This window comes from Gordonia sp. HS-NH1, from assembly GCF_001418765.1.
Taxonomy (GTDB): Bacteria; Actinomycetota; Actinomycetes; order Mycobacteriales; family Mycobacteriaceae; genus Gordonia.
The window spans coordinates 24,563-41,138 of sequence record NZ_LIYC01000016.1; the positions used below are offsets into that span (position 1 = coordinate 24,563).

The following is a 16,576-nucleotide window of genomic DNA, read 5'->3' on the forward strand; positions in this document are numbered from 1 at the left end:
TCCCGGCCTGGTCAGCCGCGCCCGCTCTTCTTCTGCAATCGGTCGATCTCTTCGGAGGCCTCCGCCTTGGTGAGGTCGGCCGAGATCGTCTCACCGGCCTCCCGCGCGGGTGTCGAGGTAGCTGCGCTGCGCCCCGGTCATCGGCTCGTCACCGGTCACCCAGTCGTCGGGATCCTTCTCGGTGGAGTTTCCGGCGCCTGCGCCGAGGACCTCGTTCTCGGTGTCGTTCGTCGAACGATTGTTCGATGTGCTCATGGGCCCACCATACGTCGGGATCGCCGATCCGGCCAGTGAGCGGCGATCCCTCCGAGGGACTCAGTCGTTCTTGTGCAGGGCCTCGTTGAGGGCGATGCCGTCGCCCTTCCACGGCACGACTTCGACCGCGCCGGTCAGGCTGTTGCGACGGAACAGCAGGTTGGACTGTCCGGACAGGTCGCGCGCCTTGATCTGGGTGCCGTCGGGCCCGGTGACCTTGGTGCCGGCCGTGACGTAGAGACCGGCCTCGATGACACAGTCGTCACCCAGCGGGATGCCGCAGCCGGAGTTCGCGCCGAGCAGGCACCGCTTGCCCAGCGCGATGATCTCCTTGCCACCACCCGACAGGGTGCCCATCGTCGATGCGCCGCCGCCGATGTCGGAGCCGTCGCCGACCACGACACCCGCGGAGATGCGACCTTCCACCATCGACGAACCGAGGGTTCCGGCGTTGAAGTTGACGAAGCCCTCGTGCATCACGGTGGTGCCGGCCGCGAGGTGCGCACCGAGGCGGATACGGTCGGCGTCGCCGATGCGGACGCCCCCGGGCACGACGTAGTCGACCATGCGCGGGAACTTGTCGATCGAGTAGACGGTGACCGGTCCACGCGCGCGGAGCTTCGCCCGAACCGACTCGAAGTTCTCGACCGCACAGGGGCCGTGGTTGGTCCACACCACGTTGGTGAGCATTCCGAAGATGCCCTCGAGGTTGGCGCCGTGCGGGGTGATGAGCCGGTGCGACAGCAGGTGCAGTCGCAGGTAGACGTCGTAGGCGTCGATGGGTGCGGCGGCGATGTCGGCGATCCCGGTGCGGACCGCGATGGTCTTCACCCCGCGGGCCTCGTCGACTCCCACCAGCTCACGGAGGTGGGCCGGCGTCGACTCCTCGTCGAGGGTCACCGTCTCCGCGGTCTCGACACCGTCGAGTTCGGGCTCGGGGAACCAGACGTCGAGGACGACGCCCGGAGTCGAACCCCCGTCGATCACGGTCGCGATGCCAGTTGCGTGTGCGCCAGTAGAAGTCACGACACGTGAGTCTAGGTGATCGATGCCGGACGTCCACGCCCCGCCACCGACGCCGCGGCGCCGACCCGTCGTCATCCATTCGGCCCAAAGACCTGGTCACGCGTAGTGCGCCGCTCGTAGGGTCGCCACCATGACCGGTCATCCGCAGCCGCCCGCACCACCACGGCGCCGACGCCGGCGCTGGCCGTGGGTGCTCGGCGGGCTCGGCGTCGTGGTCATTGCGGCGCTGGCCGTCGTCGCTGTCTTCCAGCCGTGGCTGATCTTCGTCGACACCGAGGTCGACGACGCGATCCCCGTGGCGGTCACCCCGACGACGTCGGCGCCGGGGCAAGCGCCTCCCGCCGGACCGGTGGTGGTCTCGCGGGGCGATCTGATCAGCCACGAGCACTCGACCTCCGGGACGGTCTCGATCATCGAGCAACCGGACGGGTCGCGGGTCCTGGCGATCGAGAACCTGGACACCACGACCGGCCCGGACGTCCACGTGTGGCTGTCGCAGGGGGACGTCGTCGAGGGATTCAGTGGCTGGCGCACGGCCGCCGGGGTCCCGCACGTCGACCTCGGCATGATCAAGGGGAACAAGGGCAACCAGGTCTACGAGATCCCCGCCGACGTCGACCTGGGTGACTATCCGTCGGTGTTTCTCTGGTGCGTGAAGTTCAGCGTCTCCTTCGGCGCCGCAGAGATGGGCTCACTACGGTGAAGGGGTGAGCATTCCCGATCTCGACCTGACCGCCGACCCCGTCGACCTGACCGCCGCACTGGTCGACATCGAGAGCGAGTCGCGCAACGAGTCCGCCATCGCCGACGCGGTCGAGGCCGCCCTGCGAACGCAGACAACCGGTTTCGAGATCATCCGGCACGGCAACCGCGTTCTCGCGCGCACCGATCGCGGTCTCGCCCAGCGGGTCATCCTCGCCGGACACCTCGACACCGTGCCGGTCGCGGGCAACCTCCCACACCGTCGTGAGACCCATCCCGAGGAGGGTGACGTCCTGCACGGATGCGGGACCGTCGACATGAAGTCCGGTGACGCGGTGTTCCTCCACCTCGCGGCGACGCTGCCCGAGCCCGCCTCGGATCTGACGCTCGTCTTCTATGACTGCGAGGAGATCGCGGCGGAGTTCAACGGCCTGAACGACATCGAGCGTGAGCTCCCCGAGTGGCTGGCCGGCGACGTGGCGATTCTCGGCGAGCCCACCGCGGGGCTCATCGAGGCGGGATGCCAGGGAACGCTGCGGGTTCGTCTGTCGACGACGGGCACCCGGGCGCATTCGGCCCGGTCGTGGATGGGCGACAACGCCATTCACAAACTCGGCGGTGTCCTGACCACGCTGGCGGGTTATCAGGCCCGCCGGGTCGACATCGACGGCTGTGAGTACCGCGAGGGGCTGTCCGCGGTCGCGGTCGGTGGCGGCGTCGCCGGCAACGTGATCCCGGACGCCGCGCACGTCGACGTCAACTTCCGCTTCGCGCCGGACCGCTCGGTGGACCAGGCGCTCGATCACGTGCGCGAGGTGTTCGCCGCCGATCTGGCCGACGGCACCCTCGGGCTGGAGGTCACCGATTCCGCCGCCGGCGCCCTGCCCGGGCTGGCGCATCCGGCGGCCGCGGCGCTCGTCGACGCCGCGGGCGGGCGCTTCCGCGCGAAGTACGGCTGGACCGACGTGTCCAGGTTCTCGGCGCTCGGGATCCCGGCCGTGAACCTGGGTCCCGGCGACCCCAACCTCGCGCACCGCGTCGACGAACGAGTGCCGGTGGAGCAGATCCGCGCGGTGACCGAACTGCTGCGCGCGTACCTGTCCTGACCTGCCGAGACCGTCCGGTCCGGGCGGCGCTGCTAGCGTGACCGCCATGTCGACCACGCCCGATCCCGCTGCAGCCGTCAACGAGGCCGACGAGGCCGGGGACGCCGACACCTGCTACGTCGGCCCGATCCGGATTCGGCGGGACCAGCGCGGCAAGACCACGGACCGCCGCCTGCTGGAATGGGTCGACCCGCGCGACGCCACGCGTCGTTCCGAACGAACCATGCGCGACTCCTGGCGGGTCCTGCGCATCCAGTCCGAATTCGTCGCCGGGTTCGATGCGATGAGCGAGGTCGCCGAGGCCGTGACCGTCTTCGGCTCGGCGCGACTGCATCCGGAGTCGCCGGAATACGCGCTCGGTGTCCGCGTGGGCCGAGCGCTGGGCGAGGCCGGGTACGCGGTCATCACCGGTGGCGGACCCGGTGCGATGGAAGCCGCCAACCAGGGCGCACATCAGGCCGGGGCGCAGTCCATCGGACTCAACATCGAGCTGCCCTTCGAACAGGGCCTCAACCCGTGGGTCGATCTCGGCATGAACTTCCGCTACTTCTTCGTGCGCAAGACGATGTTCGTGAAGTACGCGCAGGCGTTCGTCTGTCTCCCCGGCGGGATGGGCACCCTCGACGAACTCTTCGAGGCGCTGACCCTCGTGCAGACCAAGAAGGTGGTCCGGTTCCCGATCGTGCTGGTGGGCAGCGACTTCTGGGGCGGCCTCCTGGACTGGATGCGCGACGTCCTCGCCGCGCGTGGGATGATCTCGCCCGAGGATCTGGACCTGCTCACCGTCGTCGACGACCCCGACGACGTGGTCGCCGCGATCGAGGCCGCGACACCCTGAGGGTCGATATGACCTTCCCGGCCGACGATGGCACGATTGCCCGGTGAGTGCTGTCTGCGTCTATTGCGCCTCCGGTCCCGTCGACCAGCCCTACCTCGATCTCGCCGCCGAAGTGGGTCGGACGCTCGCCGAGCAGGGGCATGTGGTCGTCTCCGGTGGCGGGAACATCTCCATGATGGGAGCGCTGGTCAACGCCGCTCGCGAGGCCGGTGGCCACACGGTCGGCATCATCCCGCGCGCACTGATGAAGCACGAGGTCGCCGACCTCGGGTCGGGCGAACTCGTGGTCACCGAGACCATGCGCGAACGCAAACGCCTCATGGACGAGCGCGCCGACGGGTTCATCACCCTCCCCGGCGGGATCGGGACGCTCGAGGAGCTCTTCGAGACCTGGACCGGGGGCTACCTCGGGATGCACGACAAACCGGTCGTCCTGCTCGATCCTGTCGATTTCTACGCGCCGTTGCTCGACTGGCTGCGAGAGTTGTCGACAACCGGGTTCGTCGCCCGACGATCGCTCGACCGGCTGCTCATCACGCGGTCGGTCGCCGACGCGGTGGAGTTGGCGACGGCACGGAAAGGTCTTGCTACCGGCCGGTAAGGTAGCGCGTGAGTGCGCGGGGCACTCGAAACGCCAGCGGGAGAGCGGAGGGCAGATGTCCCAAGGGGTCGAGCAGCAGGACGGTCGGCAGCAGAGTGTGAAGAAGACCGTCGGTATCCCCGACATCCTTCGCGGCGTGGTGAAGATGGCGCCACATGCGACCGGGATGATCAAGCACGCGCCGGGACTCATCCGACGCCCACCGGAGGCCAAACGGACCATCGGTTCGGTCTTCCAGAAGCACGCGGCCGAGCACCCCGACCGGCCGTTCGTCCGGTTCGAGGGCCGCACGACCACCTACGGCGAGGCCAACCGCCGCGTGAATCGTTACGCCGCAGCACTTTCCGCCGACGGCGTCGGCAAGGGCGACGTGGTGGCGCTGCTCTCCAAGAACTGCACGACCGACCTGCTGCTGATGCTCGCCACCGTCAAACTCGGCGCGATCGCCGGGATGCTGAACTACAACCAGCGCGGCGAGGTGCTCGAGCACAGCGTCGGCCTCCTCGAGGCCAAGGTCCTCATCCACGATCCCGAGTGCGCGGAGGCCTTCGAGTCGATCCCGGAATCGGTCCTGCCCGAACACGTCTACGATTTCGCCGCGTTCGACGCCGCGGCCGAGGGACTCTCGGAAGCCGATCCCGAGGTCACCGAGCAGCTGCCCGCGTCGACCAAGGCGTTCTACATCTTCACCTCCGGCACCACGGGGATGCCGAAGGCCAGCGTGATGAGCCACAACCGGTGGCTGGCGAGCCTGTCCGGCATCGGCGGTCTCGCCGTTCGGTTACGCCACAGCGACACCATGTACGTGCCGCTGCCGCTCTACCACAACAACGCGTTGTCGGTGTCACTGTCCTCGGTCCTCGCCTCGGGTGCGTGCATCGCCATCGGACGCTCGTTCTCGGCGTCGAAGTTCTGGGACGACGTGATCCTCAACCGTGCGACGGCGTTCTGCTACATCGGCGAGCTCTGTCGCTACCTCCTCGCGCAGCCCGAGAAGCCCACGGATCGCCAGCATTCCGTGCACACCGTGGTCGGCAACGGTATGCGCCCGGACATCTGGGACGAGTTCCGCGAGCGTTTCGGGGTCGACCGCGTCGTCGAGTTCTACGGGGCCAGCGAACTGAACCTCGCATTCGTCAACGCGTTCAGCGTCGACAAGACCGCCGGCTTCTGCCCGCTCCCGTACAAGATCGTGGAATACGACGAGGAGGGGAACCCCAAACGCGGCGACGACGGTCGGCTCGTGAAGGTCGGCCGGGGCGGTACCGGCCTGCTGCTCGCCCAGATCAGTGACCGGGTGCCCGTCGACGGCTACACCGACTCCGAGGAGACCGAGAAGAAGATCATCCGCGACGCCTTCAAGGACGGTGACTCCTACTTCAACTCCGGTGACCTCGTCCGCGATCAGGGCTTCGCGCACATCGCCTTCGTCGACCGGCTCGGCGACACCTTCCGCTGGAAGGGCGAGAACGTCGCCACCACCCAGGTGGAGGGGGCGGTCGACTCCTATCAGGCCGTCGCGCAGTCGGTGGCGTACGGCGTCGAGGTCCCCGGCACCGACGGTCGCGCCGGGATGATCGCGATCAAGCTGCGCGAGGGCGCCGACCTCGACCCGGGCGCATTCGCCCGCCATCTCTACGACGCGCTGCCGTCGTACGCGGTGCCGCTGTTCGTGCGGATCGTCGACGATTTCGAGCAGACCTCGACCTTCAAGAACCGCAAGGTCGAGCTGCGCAAGGAGGGGTACACCGACGCCGAGGCCGAACGGCTCTACGTGTTGCTCGGCAAGGAGAAGGGCTACACCGAGTTCTACGACGATTACCCCGACGACGTCGCCGCCGCCAAGGTGCCCAAGGGGTGAGTTCCGGCCCGGAGACGTCGGCGTCGGACACGCTGTGCGGGCGGCGGGTGCCGACCGACCGCGCGTTGGTGATGGCGATCGTCAACCGCACCCCTGATTCGTTCTACGACCGAGGTGCGAGCTTCGACGACGCCGCCGCTCAGGCGCACGTCGACCGGGTCGTCGCCGAGGGCGCCGACATCATCGACGTCGGCGGGGTCAAGGCCGGACCCGGACGCGAGGTCGACGCCGCGACGGAGGCCGCCCGGGTCGTCGGCATGATCGCCTGGATCCGTGACCGGCATCCGGACGTGCTGATCAGCGTCGACACCTGGCGCAGCGAGGTCGCCGACCAGGCCTGCGCCGCCGGCGCGGATCTCATCAACGACACCTGGGCGGGATTCGACCCCGACGTCGTCGACGTCGCCGCCGAACGCGGGGCCGGGATCGTCTGCTCGCACACGGGTGGCGCGCGGGTGCGGACCCGGCCGCACCGCGTCGCATACGGGGACTCGGTCGACGCGGTGGTGGCCGACGTGATCCGGGAGGTGACCTCCGCGGCCGACCGGGCGCTCGCTGCCGGGGTGCGTCGAGACTCGATCGTTATCGATCCGACGCACGATTTCGGCAAGAACACTCACCACGGGCTGGCTCTGTTACGCGGTGTGAAAGATCTTGTTAACACAGGCTGGCCGGTCCTGATGGCGCTGAGCAACAAGGATTTCGTAGGGGAGACTCTGGGTACAGACCTAGCGCACCGATTGGAAGGGACTCTGGCCGCGACAAGTCTGGCCGCCGCCCAAGGCGCCCGGATCTTCCGCGTCCACGAAGTCGCTGCCACTCGTCGCGTGGTCGACATGGTCGCTGCCATCGCGGGAGCGAAACCACCCGCCCGAACAGTCAGGGGACTCGCATGACCAAGCAGCAGAAGCGACGTAAGCCCAGCACCGTCAGCCGGGACAAGGCCGCCATGTGGCCGACGGTCGCCCAGACCCCGGGGACCGAGCAGCGCTGGTCGGCAACCCACACCTGGGAGCAGCCGGACTGGACGATCGACGACCTCGTCGACGCGAAGAACGGCCGGACCATCTCGGTGGTGCTGCCCGCGCTGAACGAGGAAGAGACCGTCGCCGACGTCATCGCCACGATCATGCCGCTGTACGGCACCCTGGTCGACGAGATCATCGTGCTGGACTCCGGGTCCACCGATGCCACCGCCGAGCGCGCGCTCGCCGCCGGCGCGCAGGTGATCTCCCGCGAGGAGGCGGTACCCGAGCTGGACCCGGTCAAGGGCAAGGGTGAGGTGCTGTGGCGTTCGGTCGCCGTGGCGACCGGCGACATCATCGCATTCGTCGATTCCGACCTCATCGACCCGGACCCGATGTTCGTGCCCAAGATGCTCGGTCCGCTCCTGCTGAACCCCGAGATCCAGCTCGTGAAGGGCTACTACCGGCGCCCGCTGCGCACGGGCGGTACGCACGACGCGAACGGTGGCGGACGCGTGACCGAGCTCGTGGCACGCCCCCTCCTGGCATCCCAGAAGCCGGATCTCACCGCGGTCCTCCAGCCACTCGGCGGCGAGTACGCCGGCACCCGCGAGTTGCTCTCGTCGGTGCCGTTCGCGCCGGGCTACGGGGTCGAGATCGGCCTTCTCATCGACACCTATGACCGGTACGGCCTGGCCGGGATCGGTCAGGTCAACCTCGGGGTCCGAACCCATCGCAACCGCCCGCTGGTGGAATTGGGGGTCATGAGCCGCCAGATCGTCGGAACCCTGATGCGCCGCTGCGGCATCGAGGACTCGGGCGTCGGGCTCACCCAGTTCACCGCCGAACCCGACGGCTCCTTCACGCCGCACACCACCGAGGTCTATCTCGAGGATCGTCCGCCGATGAACACCGTGCGCGCCCTGACCCCCAAGGCCGAGGAGATGGCCTCCTAGGCGGCTCCGGACCTGATGGGCCGGACCTGATGAACCCGGCCCCGACCCGGCGACGCCGCCCGCCCTGACGCGGGTGGCCGTCGCCGGGTCGGTGCTGTGCCGGGCCGTCGTCCGGGCGCTTCTGCCAGGATGGAACGCATGCAGACGCTGCTGCTGTACCTGCTGATCATGGGACTCGTCGTCGCGATCGTGTTCGCTGTCGTCTGGTTCGTGTTCGGACGCGGAGAAGATCTGCCGCCGGTCGAGCCCGACACCACGCTCACCCGGTTGCCGTCGGTGGGCATCACCGGTGACGACGTGCGTGCGTTGCGCTTCGCCCAGACCCCGCGTGGTTACAAGCAGGCCGAAGTCGACTGGGCGCTGGCACGTCTCGCGCGTGAGGTCGACGACCTGCGGTCGGTGATCACGCGTCTGCGCGAACGGGAGTCGGTGCCCGGGGCGGAAGCGGGCGCGGCTCCGGACGATCCCGCCGCTGGTATCACCGGGAACGGCGGCGTGGACGCCGGGCGGTCCGGCCCGCCGAGCACCCCCCAGTAGGGGCTGTACGTCGAGACCGCGCGGCGCGCGTGTCGCGCACTGACAATCGTGTGCGACCCGGGCACGTATCATGTTCGGAGCAGGGACCTTGAAGGGAGCTTGAGAATGGCGGCAATGAAGCCACGTACTGGGGACGGCCCCCTCGAAGCGGCCAAAGAAGGGCGTGGAATCGTTGTCCGGATTCCGATCGAAGGTGGAGGTCGACTGGTCGTCGAGCTGACCGCCGACGAAGCAGCCGCGCTGGGCGAGGAACTCCGCGGGGTAACCGGCTGAACATGCCCCACGAGGGTAGTTCCCATGAGGCCCGGGCGGACCCACCGACCCCGCACCGGGCGCATGGCCTCACTTCGGTACTCGAGATCCTGCGCTGCCCGGTGTGTACCGGGCGCCTGTCGGCCGACGGCGCGTCGCTGCGCTGTCCGCAGGCGCATTCTTTCGACCTCGCCCGTCAGGGCTATGTCTCACTGCTCGACGGCCGGTCCGGCGCGCTGCGCGCCGACACCGCAGCCATGGTGGCCGCCCGAGCCCGCGTGCACGACTCCGGTTTCCTGCTCCCCGTGGTCGATTTCGTCGCCGGCCGCGCGGCCGAGGTCACGGGTGGACACGACCGGCCGGTGATCCTCGACGCGGGGGCCGGTGGCGGACACTATCTTCGCACCGCGGTCGAGGCGAGTGGGGTGCCCGGCGGTGACGGACGGTCCTCGGCCGCCGGAATCGGCCTGGACCTCTCGAAGTACTGCGCGCGGGCCATGGCGCGGGGACCCCGACCCCTCGCTGCCGTCGTCGCCGACGTCTGGCGCGGCCTGCCCGTCGTCGATGACGCTGTCGGGGTGGTGCTCTCGGTGTTCGCGCCGCGCAACGCGAGCGAGTTCGCCCGCGTACTGGCCCCTGATGGCGCACTGATCATCGTGAGTCCGGGGCCCGACCACCTCGGCGAACTCATCGAGCCGATGGCGATGCTGCGTGTCGACGAGGCCAAATCCGAGCGCCTCCGTGCCTCGCTCGACGCGGGCTTCGAATTGGTCGACGAGTCACCTGTCCGGTACTCCGCAGACGTCGACGCGCAGACCGTGGGGGATCTGGTCGCCATGGGCCCGTCGGCATTTCACTCCGACGAGGCCGACATCCGCTCGCGGGCCGCGGCCTTCGCCGGGGACGGTCGGGTGCCGGTCACGGTGTCGGTCGTGGTGACCACGTGTCGGCCCGTCCGCGGACGCTCACCCGCTCAACGCCGTACGGACTCGTAGACACCCAGCGTCTGTTCGGCGATCGACGCCCAGGAGAACTCGGCTTCGGCGCGTTCGCGGCCGGCCACCCCCATCGCCGACGCCGCCGCCGCATCCGAGGCCACCGCGTTCACCGTGTCGGCGAGATCGTGTTCGAAGGTCGCCGGATCGACGGGGTCGTACCGCACGAGGCGGCCGGTGACGTTGTCGCGCACCACCTCGGGAATGCCGCCGACCGCCGAGGCCACCACCGCGGTACCGCAGGCCATCGCCTCGAGGTTGACGATGCCCAGCGGTTCGTACACCGATGGGCACACGAAGACCGTTGCCGCGGTCAGGATCTCGCGGATGCGGGGGAGTGGGAGCATCTCGCGCACCCAGTGGACGCCGGGACGCGAGGCGGAGAGTTCGCCCACCGCGCTCTCGATCTCGGCGCCGATCTCCGGCGTGTCGGGGGCACCAGCACAGAGGACGAGCTGGATGTCCGGATCGAACCGGTGCGCCGCGGCCACCAGATGTGCGACGCCCTTCTGCCGGGTGATCCGGCCGACGAACGCCGCGATCGGGCGATCCGGGTCGAGCCCGAGTGCGGTCGGCGTCGAGTCGGGTCCGAACGGATCGTCGACCGGGAACCATTGAGATGTGTCGATCCCGTTGCGCACCACATGGACACGCTCAGGGTCCAGACGCGGGTAGGTGTCACAGATCTCGGTGCGCATCCCCGAGCTCACCGCGATCACCGCGTCGGCGTACTCCACCGCGTTGCGTTCCACCCAGCTCGACACCCGGTACCCGCCGCCGAGTTGCTCGGCCTTCCACGGGCGCGACGGTTCGAGCGAGTGGGCGGTCAGCACGTGCGGCACGTCGTAGAGCTGTCCCGCCAGGTGCCCGGCAAGGCCGGTGTACCAGGTGTGGGAGTGCACGACATCGGCACCGGACGCACCCACCACCATCCGCAGATCGGCCGACAGCGTCGTGATCGCCGCATTCGCCCCGGCCAACCCCGGGTCGGGGGTGTACACCGAGGCAGTCTCCCGCTCGGCGCCCATGCAGTGCACGTCGACGGTGATGAGATCGCGCAGATACCGGACCAATTCGGTGACGTGGACCCCGGCGCCACCGTAGACCTCAGGTGGATATTCCCGTGTCATCATCGCCACCCGCATGATCTCGACGCTAGTGCCAACGCGCGCAGATCGCCATCGGTGCTGCCAAACCCCGGTCGCGGCCGACGCCACGCATACTGACCGCCCGGTCATCTGGCCGACGGCTTCGATCGCGGTTAAGTTGGGGGAGTGAGATCTGAGCCGCACGTCCTCGGCATCGTCCTCGCAGGCGGCGAAGGCAAGCGTCTGTACCCGCTGACGATGGACCGCGCCAAACCTGCGGTGCCCTTCGGCGGTGCCTACCGACTCATCGACTTCGTGCTGTCCAACCTGGTCAATGCCGGTTACGAGCGCATTTGCGTGCTGACACAGTACAAGTCGCATTCGCTGGACCGGCACATCTCGCAGACCTGGTGGACGTCGGGATTCCACGGCGAGTACATCACCCCGGTGCCGGCCCAGCAGCGACTCGGACCACGCTGGTACACCGGCAGTGCCGATGCGATCTTCCAGTCGATGAACCTCATCACCGACGAACGACCCGAGTACATCGTCGTCTTCGGAGCCGATCACGTGTACCGGATGGATCCGTCGCAGATGGTGGCCGCGCACATCGAATCCGGCGCCGACGTCACGGTGGCCGGGATCCGCGTGCCCCGAGCGGAGGCGGTGGCCTTCGGCTGCATCGACTCCGACGAGAGCGGGAAGATCACCCGCTTCCTGGAGAAGCCGGCCGATCCGCCCGGCACGCCGGACGATCCCGACGTGACGTTCGCGTCGATGGGCAACTACGTGTTCACCACCGAGGCGCTGGTCGACGCGCTGCGCGCCGACGCCGCCGACTCGGACTCCGACCACGACATGGGCGGTGACATCATCCCGGCCTTCGTGCGCCGGAACACCGCCTTCGTCTACGACTTCAAGGACAACCAGGTACCCGGTGCCACCGAACGCGACACCGGTTACTGGCGCGACGTCGGAACACTGGATGCGTTCTACGAGGCGCACATGGACCTGGTGTCGGTCCACCCGATCTTCAACCTCTACAACGGCCGCTGGCCCATCCGCGGCGAGACCCACAACCTGCCGCCCGCCAAGTTCGTCCAGTCCGGGGTCGCCGAGGACTCGGTCGTGGGATCCGGCTGCATCATCTCCGGGGGCACGGTCCGCAACTCGGTGCTGTCCTCGAACGTCATCGTCGAAGACGGCGCGGTGGTCGAGGGCAGCGTGCTGATGCCCGGCGTGCGCGTCGGCAAGGGCGCGGTCGTCCGCAAGGCGATCCTCGACAAGAACGTCGTGGTCGGCGACGGCGAGCAACTCGGTGTCGACGTCAGCGCCGACCGCGAGCGGTTCTCGGTGAGCGCGGGCGGTGTGGTCACGGTGGGGAAGAACCTCCGCGTTTAGCGCGGCCGTCCGTCCCGTAGGGCCGCGCCGATGAGTGTCGCGATGTCGTCTCCGGCGTCGTCCGGCAGGGCGTCGACCGGCCACCAGCGCAGGTCCACCGACTCGTCGCTGCGCACGACGCGTGGGAGTTCGCCGTCGGACGTCGGAGCGGCGACCACGCGATAGCGGACATCGAGGTGGCGGGTGGGGACCCCCAGCGAGCAGGTGATCGGGTGGGTGTGGAGATGCACGATCCCCCCGCCGGGATCCGCGGGGTCTGGCGTGTCCAGCACGAGTTCGGGCATGCCCGACTCCTCCCGCGCCTCACGCAGCGCCGCGTCGGCGATGGAGTCGTCGGTCGGTTCGCAGTGCCCGCCGAGCTGAATCCACTTCCCGACCCGGGGGTGCAGGGTGAGCAGGACGTGGTGGCGCGTGGCGTCGAAGACGATCGCCGAACCCGTCAGATGTCCCGGAGCGCTGGCTCGCAGGCATCCCTCCGGGGACGCCGCGAGGAAGGCGAGGTACGTGTGCCGGAGGGTGTCCTGAGCGGGATCGGGTGTCTCCCACCGGGTGAGGGCCTCGACTGCGGATGCGTGCAGCGACTCGGCGGTCACAGCTCGACGACCCAGTCCGCGGTCGGGGCGGGCTCGCGCAGCCCCGCCGGCTCGAGGGGATGGCCGATGGCGACCGCGCCGAGTGGTTCCCAGCCCGGGTCGAGGTCGAGGACCCGGCGCACCGTCGGCGCGGCGAAGATGGTCGAGCCGATCCAGCAGCTGCCGATGTCGCGGACCGACAGTGCGGTGAGCAGGGTGGCGACCGCCCCGCCCGCTGCCACGGTGAACATCGTGTGCTCGGCCGCGTTGCGTCGTTCGTCGCGGTACTCGTGGACGCCGTCGGGAACCAGGAACGGGATCACCAGTTCCGGTGCGTCGTAGAGGATCTGGCCGCGCCGCAGCCGCTTCTCGATGGACTCGGCTGTCTTGGAATCCGATTCGAGATCGGTGCGCCACTCGTGCGCCATCGCGTCGAGCAGCTCGCGGCGCCGCGAATCCGACCGCAGCCAGACGAAGCGAACGGGATGCGTGTGGTGGGGGGCCGGGGCGGTGAGCGCCTCGCCGAGCGCAGCACGCAGCTCTTCGGGGTCGACGGGCCGGTCGGCGAAGGTCCGCACCGACCGCCGGGTGCGGACGGCCTCGCGGCGTCCCTGCGCGATCGCCTCCTCGGTACCGAGACGGAACAGGTCCTCGTCGTGGGGCCGGATCAGGTCGGCGGCGGTGGTCCCGTTCTCGGCCGGTGCGAAACCACGGACGACCGCGACGGGGACGGCCGCGAGTTTGCCCTTCACGAGGTCGGCCGCGGCGGCCAGCTCGTCGGCCACCGCGATCTCGGTGACGATCAACGGGTTTCCGTACTCGTCGACTCCGCCCTCGTACGGATGGGTGACGGCGATACCCGCGGCGCCGATGGCGACGTCGGTCTGCCCGGTCCGCCAGGCCCGGCCCATCGTGTCGGTGATGATCACCGCGACGTCGAGGCCGGTGGCGTCGGCGACGGCTCGCCGGAGCTCCGCCGCGCTGCGGTCGGGGTTCTCCGGGAGCAGAGCGAGCTGGTCGCTGCGCACGTTCGAGCCGTCGATCCCGGCCGCGGCCTGGACCAGGCCCAGGCGGTTCTCGGTGATCAGGGTCCGGTTCTTGCGTGCCAGCACGCGTACCGATTCTTGGTCGACGAGGTGACGGCGCAACGTGTCCCGCGCCTCGGGGTCGCTCGGCGCGTCGACCATCCGGCCTTCGGCCTTGGAGATGATCTTGCTGGTGACGACCAGGACGTCACCGGATTCGAGCCACGGTGCGGCGGTGAGGATCTCGCGGGCGACGTCCGAGCCGGCGGTGAATTCGGGCAGGCCGGTCACCGGACGGATCTCGAGGTGGCCCGGGGCACGATGGTCGGGGCGAGCGGTCACGCGCGGCCCTTGTTCGAATCGGGGAGCGGGACGTCGACGAGTGCGCACGCCGCGCGCACCATCTGGGCGGTGGCCGCGGGATCGGTCATGAGGAGGGGGGCGGCGCCGACGGCGATGCCGTCGACGGTGGCGTGGTCGCCCTCGGCGATCAGCCATCCGTCCAGAATCCCGTTGCCGCTGCGAGCGCCGTAATGTCCGGCGATGCCCTCGGCCGAGGACTCGACCTCGATCACCGACAGGCATTCGTCGGCCATGCCGCGCAGCGGGCGGTTGTCGATGACCGGTGAGATGCCGACGACCGGGGCCTTCGTCTGGCGCAGCGCGCTGCGCATCCCGGGAACGCTGACGATCGCGCCGATGCTCACGACGGGGTTCGACGGTGCGAGCAGCACCACGTCGGCGTCGGCGATCGCGTCGAGGACGCCGGGAGCCGGAGTGGTGTCGTCCGAACCGACCTGTGCGAAGCCGAAGGTCGGGATCTGGGCGCGATGGCGCACCCACCACTCCTGGAAGTGGATCGCGACCCGTTCGCCGTCCTCGCCGTCGGGTTTGGCGACGACGACGTGCGTCTCGTGACGGTCATCGGTCACGGGTAGGAGCCGGACGCCGGGGTTCCATCGCCGGGACAGCGCGGCGGTGACATCGGACAGCCGATATCCCGCATCGAGCATCTGGGTGCGGATCAGGTGCGTGGCGAGATCGCGATCGCCGAGGCCGAACCAGTCCGGGTCGGCGCCGTAGGCGGCGAGTTCCTCCTTCGCGTGCCAGGATTCGTCGCGCCGGCCCCATCCGCGCTCGGGATCGATCCCGCCGCCGAGGGTGTACATACACGTGTCGAGATCGGGGCAGATGCGGACGCCGTGCATCCACGCGTCGTCGCCGACGTTCACGATCGCGGTGATCTCGTGTTCGCTCGCCTGGGCGCCGGACGCGTCGTCCTGGGGGACGGGGAACGCCGTCGGGCCGAACAATTCGCGCAGACCGAGGAGGAATCGTGCCCCTCCGACGCCCCCGACGAGTACGGTCACCTTCACAGCAGGTACTCCTTCACACCGCCACTGTAGTGCGCGGTGTGAGAGGGCGGTCAGGCGCTGTCGGCGCGGTCGGGATGAGTCCTACCGGTGCCGGGGTCGGTGTGACTTTGACGTCGGGTTGAGGTCAACGTCGTGTCGAGTCACACCGTTGTCGGATCCTGGTGGTAAACAGAGAATCTTTGACTTCAACTTGACCGCGACCGCTTCGGGCGTGTGTAATCACATCAGTGTCATTCCGAGTTTGAGATCGAGAACCTCTGGATCGAAAACCGCTGGACTTCAACGGATTCGATTGTATGTTCGAACTCGGGTGAGGGTCGGTTCCGGCACTTCGCGGGCCGTCGCTCGGGCGCTGTGTGTACGTCTGATGTGGGAGTTTCCGCATCCGTAGTACAAGTGGTGTGGCAACAGTGGTGGGTGCGGCACACAGGCCGTGTTCGCAAAGGACGCAGAAACTACCAACATCCCGAGCTAGGAGGCGCCGACGATGGCTTTGGAAAACCCGATCGGCAATCCGCTTGAACCACAGAATCGCCCGCAATTCATCGCCGAATTCAATACCCTTGGCCCCGTTGACGATTCGATGATCGGTGGCACCGCCACCTCGTCGGCCGTCGGTGCCAGGGCCGATGTCGGGTCGCCACTCGGGCCCGTCGTCGACGACACGGACCCGGGCCGTCGCCATCTCTCGTTGGTGCCCAACGACTTCGACGATCTCTTCGATGCCGTCGAGGAGCAGTGGCAGGACCGCGCGCTGTGCGCGCAGACCGACCCCGAGGCGTTCTTCCCCGAGAAGGGTGGGTCGACGCGCGAGGCCAAACGGATCTGCCAGGGCTGCGAGGTGAAGTCCGAATGCCTCGAGTACGCGCTGCACAACGACGAGCGCTTCGGAATCTGGGGCGGCCTGTCGGAGCGTGAGCGCCGCCGCCTCAAGCGCGGCATCATCTGAGTCGGGTCCCCGAACGGGGATCGCTCGACATCACCGATCATCTCGCCGCGGTCGGCCGAACGGCCCCCGCG

General features: G+C 68.8%; 17 protein-coding genes and 1 pseudogene. 12 read left to right on the forward strand and 6 right to left on the reverse strand.

Annotation, left to right across the window (positions count from 1 at the left end; translation table 11 throughout):
* Nucleotides 1–11 precede the first annotated feature (11 nt).
* Together AMD30_RS12870 and dapD are read right to left on the reverse strand one after the other, a co-directional pair.
* Nucleotides 12–255 (reverse strand): annotated as a pseudogene (locus AMD30_RS12870) (DUF3072 domain-containing protein).
* 60 nt (nt 256–315) lie between these two features.
* Entirely contained in the window at nt 316–1,281 is a 966-nt protein-coding gene (gene dapD / locus AMD30_RS12875) for a 2,3,4,5-tetrahydropyridine-2,6-dicarboxylate N-succinyltransferase (protein WP_014927573.1), read from the reverse strand.
* Between the two features lie 190 nt (nt 1,282–1,471).
* Between dapD and AMD30_RS12880 the strand changes: the two genes are divergently transcribed.
* The 10 genes from AMD30_RS12880 (at nt 1,472) to AMD30_RS12920 (ending at nt 10,094) form a co-directional block, all read left to right on the forward strand.
* Nucleotides 1,472–1,984, forward strand: coding sequence for a DM13 domain-containing protein (locus AMD30_RS12880; RefSeq protein ID WP_055475890.1), 513 nt, complete (start codon nt 1,472–1,474; stop codon nt 1,982–1,984).
* Nucleotides 1,985–1,988: 4 nt separating this feature from the next.
* Nucleotides 1,989–3,089, forward strand: a complete 1,101-nt coding sequence (gene dapE, locus AMD30_RS12885; protein WP_055475891.1) for a succinyl-diaminopimelate desuccinylase — start codon at nt 1,989–1,991, stop codon at nt 3,087–3,089.
* A gap of 46 nt (nt 3,090–3,135) precedes the next feature.
* Entirely contained in the window at nt 3,136–3,927 is a 792-nt protein-coding gene (locus AMD30_RS12890) for a TIGR00730 family Rossman fold protein (RefSeq protein WP_055475892.1), read from the forward strand.
* A gap of 43 nt (nt 3,928–3,970) precedes the next feature.
* Nucleotides 3,971–4,528, forward strand: a complete 558-nt coding sequence (locus AMD30_RS12895; RefSeq protein WP_055475893.1) for a TIGR00730 family Rossman fold protein — start codon at nt 3,971–3,973, stop codon at nt 4,526–4,528.
* 55 nt (nt 4,529–4,583) lie between these two features.
* Entirely contained in the window at nt 4,584–6,389 is a 1,806-nt protein-coding gene (locus AMD30_RS12900) for a long-chain-acyl-CoA synthetase (protein ID WP_055475894.1), read from the forward strand.
* A gap of 71 nt (nt 6,390–6,460) precedes the next feature.
* Nucleotides 6,461–7,285 (forward strand): dihydropteroate synthase, encoded by an 825-nt coding sequence (gene folP, locus AMD30_RS12905; protein ID WP_091344402.1) that lies wholly within the window; start codon nt 6,461–6,463, stop codon nt 7,283–7,285.
* Complete coding sequence (locus AMD30_RS12910) at nt 7,282–8,310, forward strand: glucosyl-3-phosphoglycerate synthase (RefSeq protein WP_055475896.1); 1,029 nt, start codon at nt 7,282–7,284, stop codon at nt 8,308–8,310. The genes folP and AMD30_RS12910 overlap by 4 nt, the downstream gene beginning before the upstream one ends.
* Before the next feature lie 138 nt (nt 8,311–8,448).
* Nucleotides 8,449–8,847, forward strand: a complete 399-nt coding sequence (locus AMD30_RS12915; protein ID WP_055475940.1) for a DivIVA domain-containing protein — start codon at nt 8,449–8,451, stop codon at nt 8,845–8,847.
* A 105-nt stretch (nt 8,848–8,952) separates the two neighbouring features.
* Nucleotides 8,953–9,120 carry a DUF3117 domain-containing protein gene (locus AMD30_RS24560; RefSeq protein ID WP_004019232.1) on the forward strand — a complete coding sequence of 56 codons (168 nt, stop codon included), beginning with the start codon at nt 8,953–8,955 and terminating at the stop codon, nt 9,118–9,120.
* A 2-nt stretch (nt 9,121–9,122) separates the two neighbouring features.
* Nucleotides 9,123–10,094, forward strand: coding sequence for a putative RNA methyltransferase (locus tag AMD30_RS12920; protein ID WP_055475897.1), 972 nt, complete (start codon nt 9,123–9,125; stop codon nt 10,092–10,094).
* Here AMD30_RS12920 and glgA read toward each other — a convergent pair.
* Nucleotides 10,073–11,239, reverse strand: a complete 1,167-nt coding sequence (gene glgA / locus AMD30_RS12925) for a glycogen synthase (protein ID WP_197282777.1) — start codon at nt 11,237–11,239, stop codon at nt 10,073–10,075. The two genes, AMD30_RS12920 and glgA, sit on opposite strands and share 22 nt — an antisense overlap.
* A 129-nt stretch (nt 11,240–11,368) precedes the next feature.
* Here glgA and glgC point away from each other — a divergent pair, with 129 nt between their 5' ends.
* Nucleotides 11,369–12,583 (forward strand): glucose-1-phosphate adenylyltransferase, encoded by a 1,215-nt coding sequence (gene glgC, locus AMD30_RS12930; RefSeq protein ID WP_055475898.1) that lies wholly within the window; start codon nt 11,369–11,371, stop codon nt 12,581–12,583.
* On the opposite strand, the gene AMD30_RS12935 is transcribed toward glgC, so the two are convergent.
* The 3 genes from AMD30_RS12935 to cofD are packed head-to-tail and all read right to left on the reverse strand — an operon-like array spanning nt 12,580 to nt 15,556.
* Complete coding sequence (locus tag AMD30_RS12935) at nt 12,580–13,176, reverse strand: NUDIX hydrolase (protein ID WP_055475899.1); 597 nt, start codon at nt 13,174–13,176, stop codon at nt 12,580–12,582. The two genes, glgC and AMD30_RS12935, sit on opposite strands and share 4 nt — an antisense overlap.
* A complete protein-coding gene (locus tag AMD30_RS12940) occupies nt 13,173–14,522 on the reverse strand; it encodes a coenzyme F420-0:L-glutamate ligase (RefSeq protein WP_055475900.1) in 1,350 nt (449 codons plus the stop codon). The genes AMD30_RS12935 and AMD30_RS12940 overlap by 4 nt, the downstream gene beginning before the upstream one ends.
* A complete protein-coding gene (gene cofD, locus AMD30_RS12945) occupies nt 14,519–15,556 on the reverse strand; it encodes a 2-phospho-L-lactate transferase (protein WP_055475901.1) in 1,038 nt (345 codons plus the stop codon). The genes AMD30_RS12940 and cofD overlap by 4 nt, the downstream gene beginning before the upstream one ends.
* Before the next feature lie 691 nt (nt 15,557–16,247).
* Here cofD and AMD30_RS25255 point away from each other — a divergent pair.
* On the forward strand, nt 16,248–16,505 hold the full coding sequence (locus AMD30_RS25255) for a WhiB family transcriptional regulator (RefSeq protein WP_171011557.1): 258 nt from the start codon (nt 16,248–16,250) through the stop codon (nt 16,503–16,505).
* Nucleotides 16,506–16,576: the final 71 nt, after the last annotated feature.

Bases quoted from the DNA above. Each gene is read 5' to 3' on its own strand.
- AMD30_RS12890 (WP_055475892.1), top strand. From the start codon at position 3,136: ATGTCGACCACGCCCGATCCCGCTGCAGCCGTCAACGAGGCCGACGAG.
- folP (WP_091344402.1), top strand. From the start codon at position 6,461: ATGGCGATCGTCAACCGCACCCCTGATTCGTTCTACGACCGAGGTGCG.
- AMD30_RS12920 (WP_055475897.1), top strand. From the start codon at position 9,123: ATGCCCCACGAGGGTAGTTCCCATGAGGCCCGGGCGGACCCACCGACC.
- AMD30_RS12910 (WP_055475896.1), top strand. From the start codon at position 7,282: ATGACCAAGCAGCAGAAGCGACGTAAGCCCAGCACCGTCAGCCGGGAC.
- AMD30_RS12915 (WP_055475940.1), top strand. From the start codon at position 8,449: ATGCAGACGCTGCTGCTGTACCTGCTGATCATGGGACTCGTCGTCGCG.
- AMD30_RS24560 (WP_004019232.1), top strand. From the start codon at position 8,953: ATGGCGGCAATGAAGCCACGTACTGGGGACGGCCCCCTCGAAGCGGCC.
- glgA (WP_197282777.1), bottom strand. From the start codon at position 11,239: ATGCGGGTGGCGATGATGACACGGGAATATCCACCTGAGGTCTACGGT.
- AMD30_RS12900 (WP_055475894.1), top strand. From the start codon at position 4,584: ATGTCCCAAGGGGTCGAGCAGCAGGACGGTCGGCAGCAGAGTGTGAAG.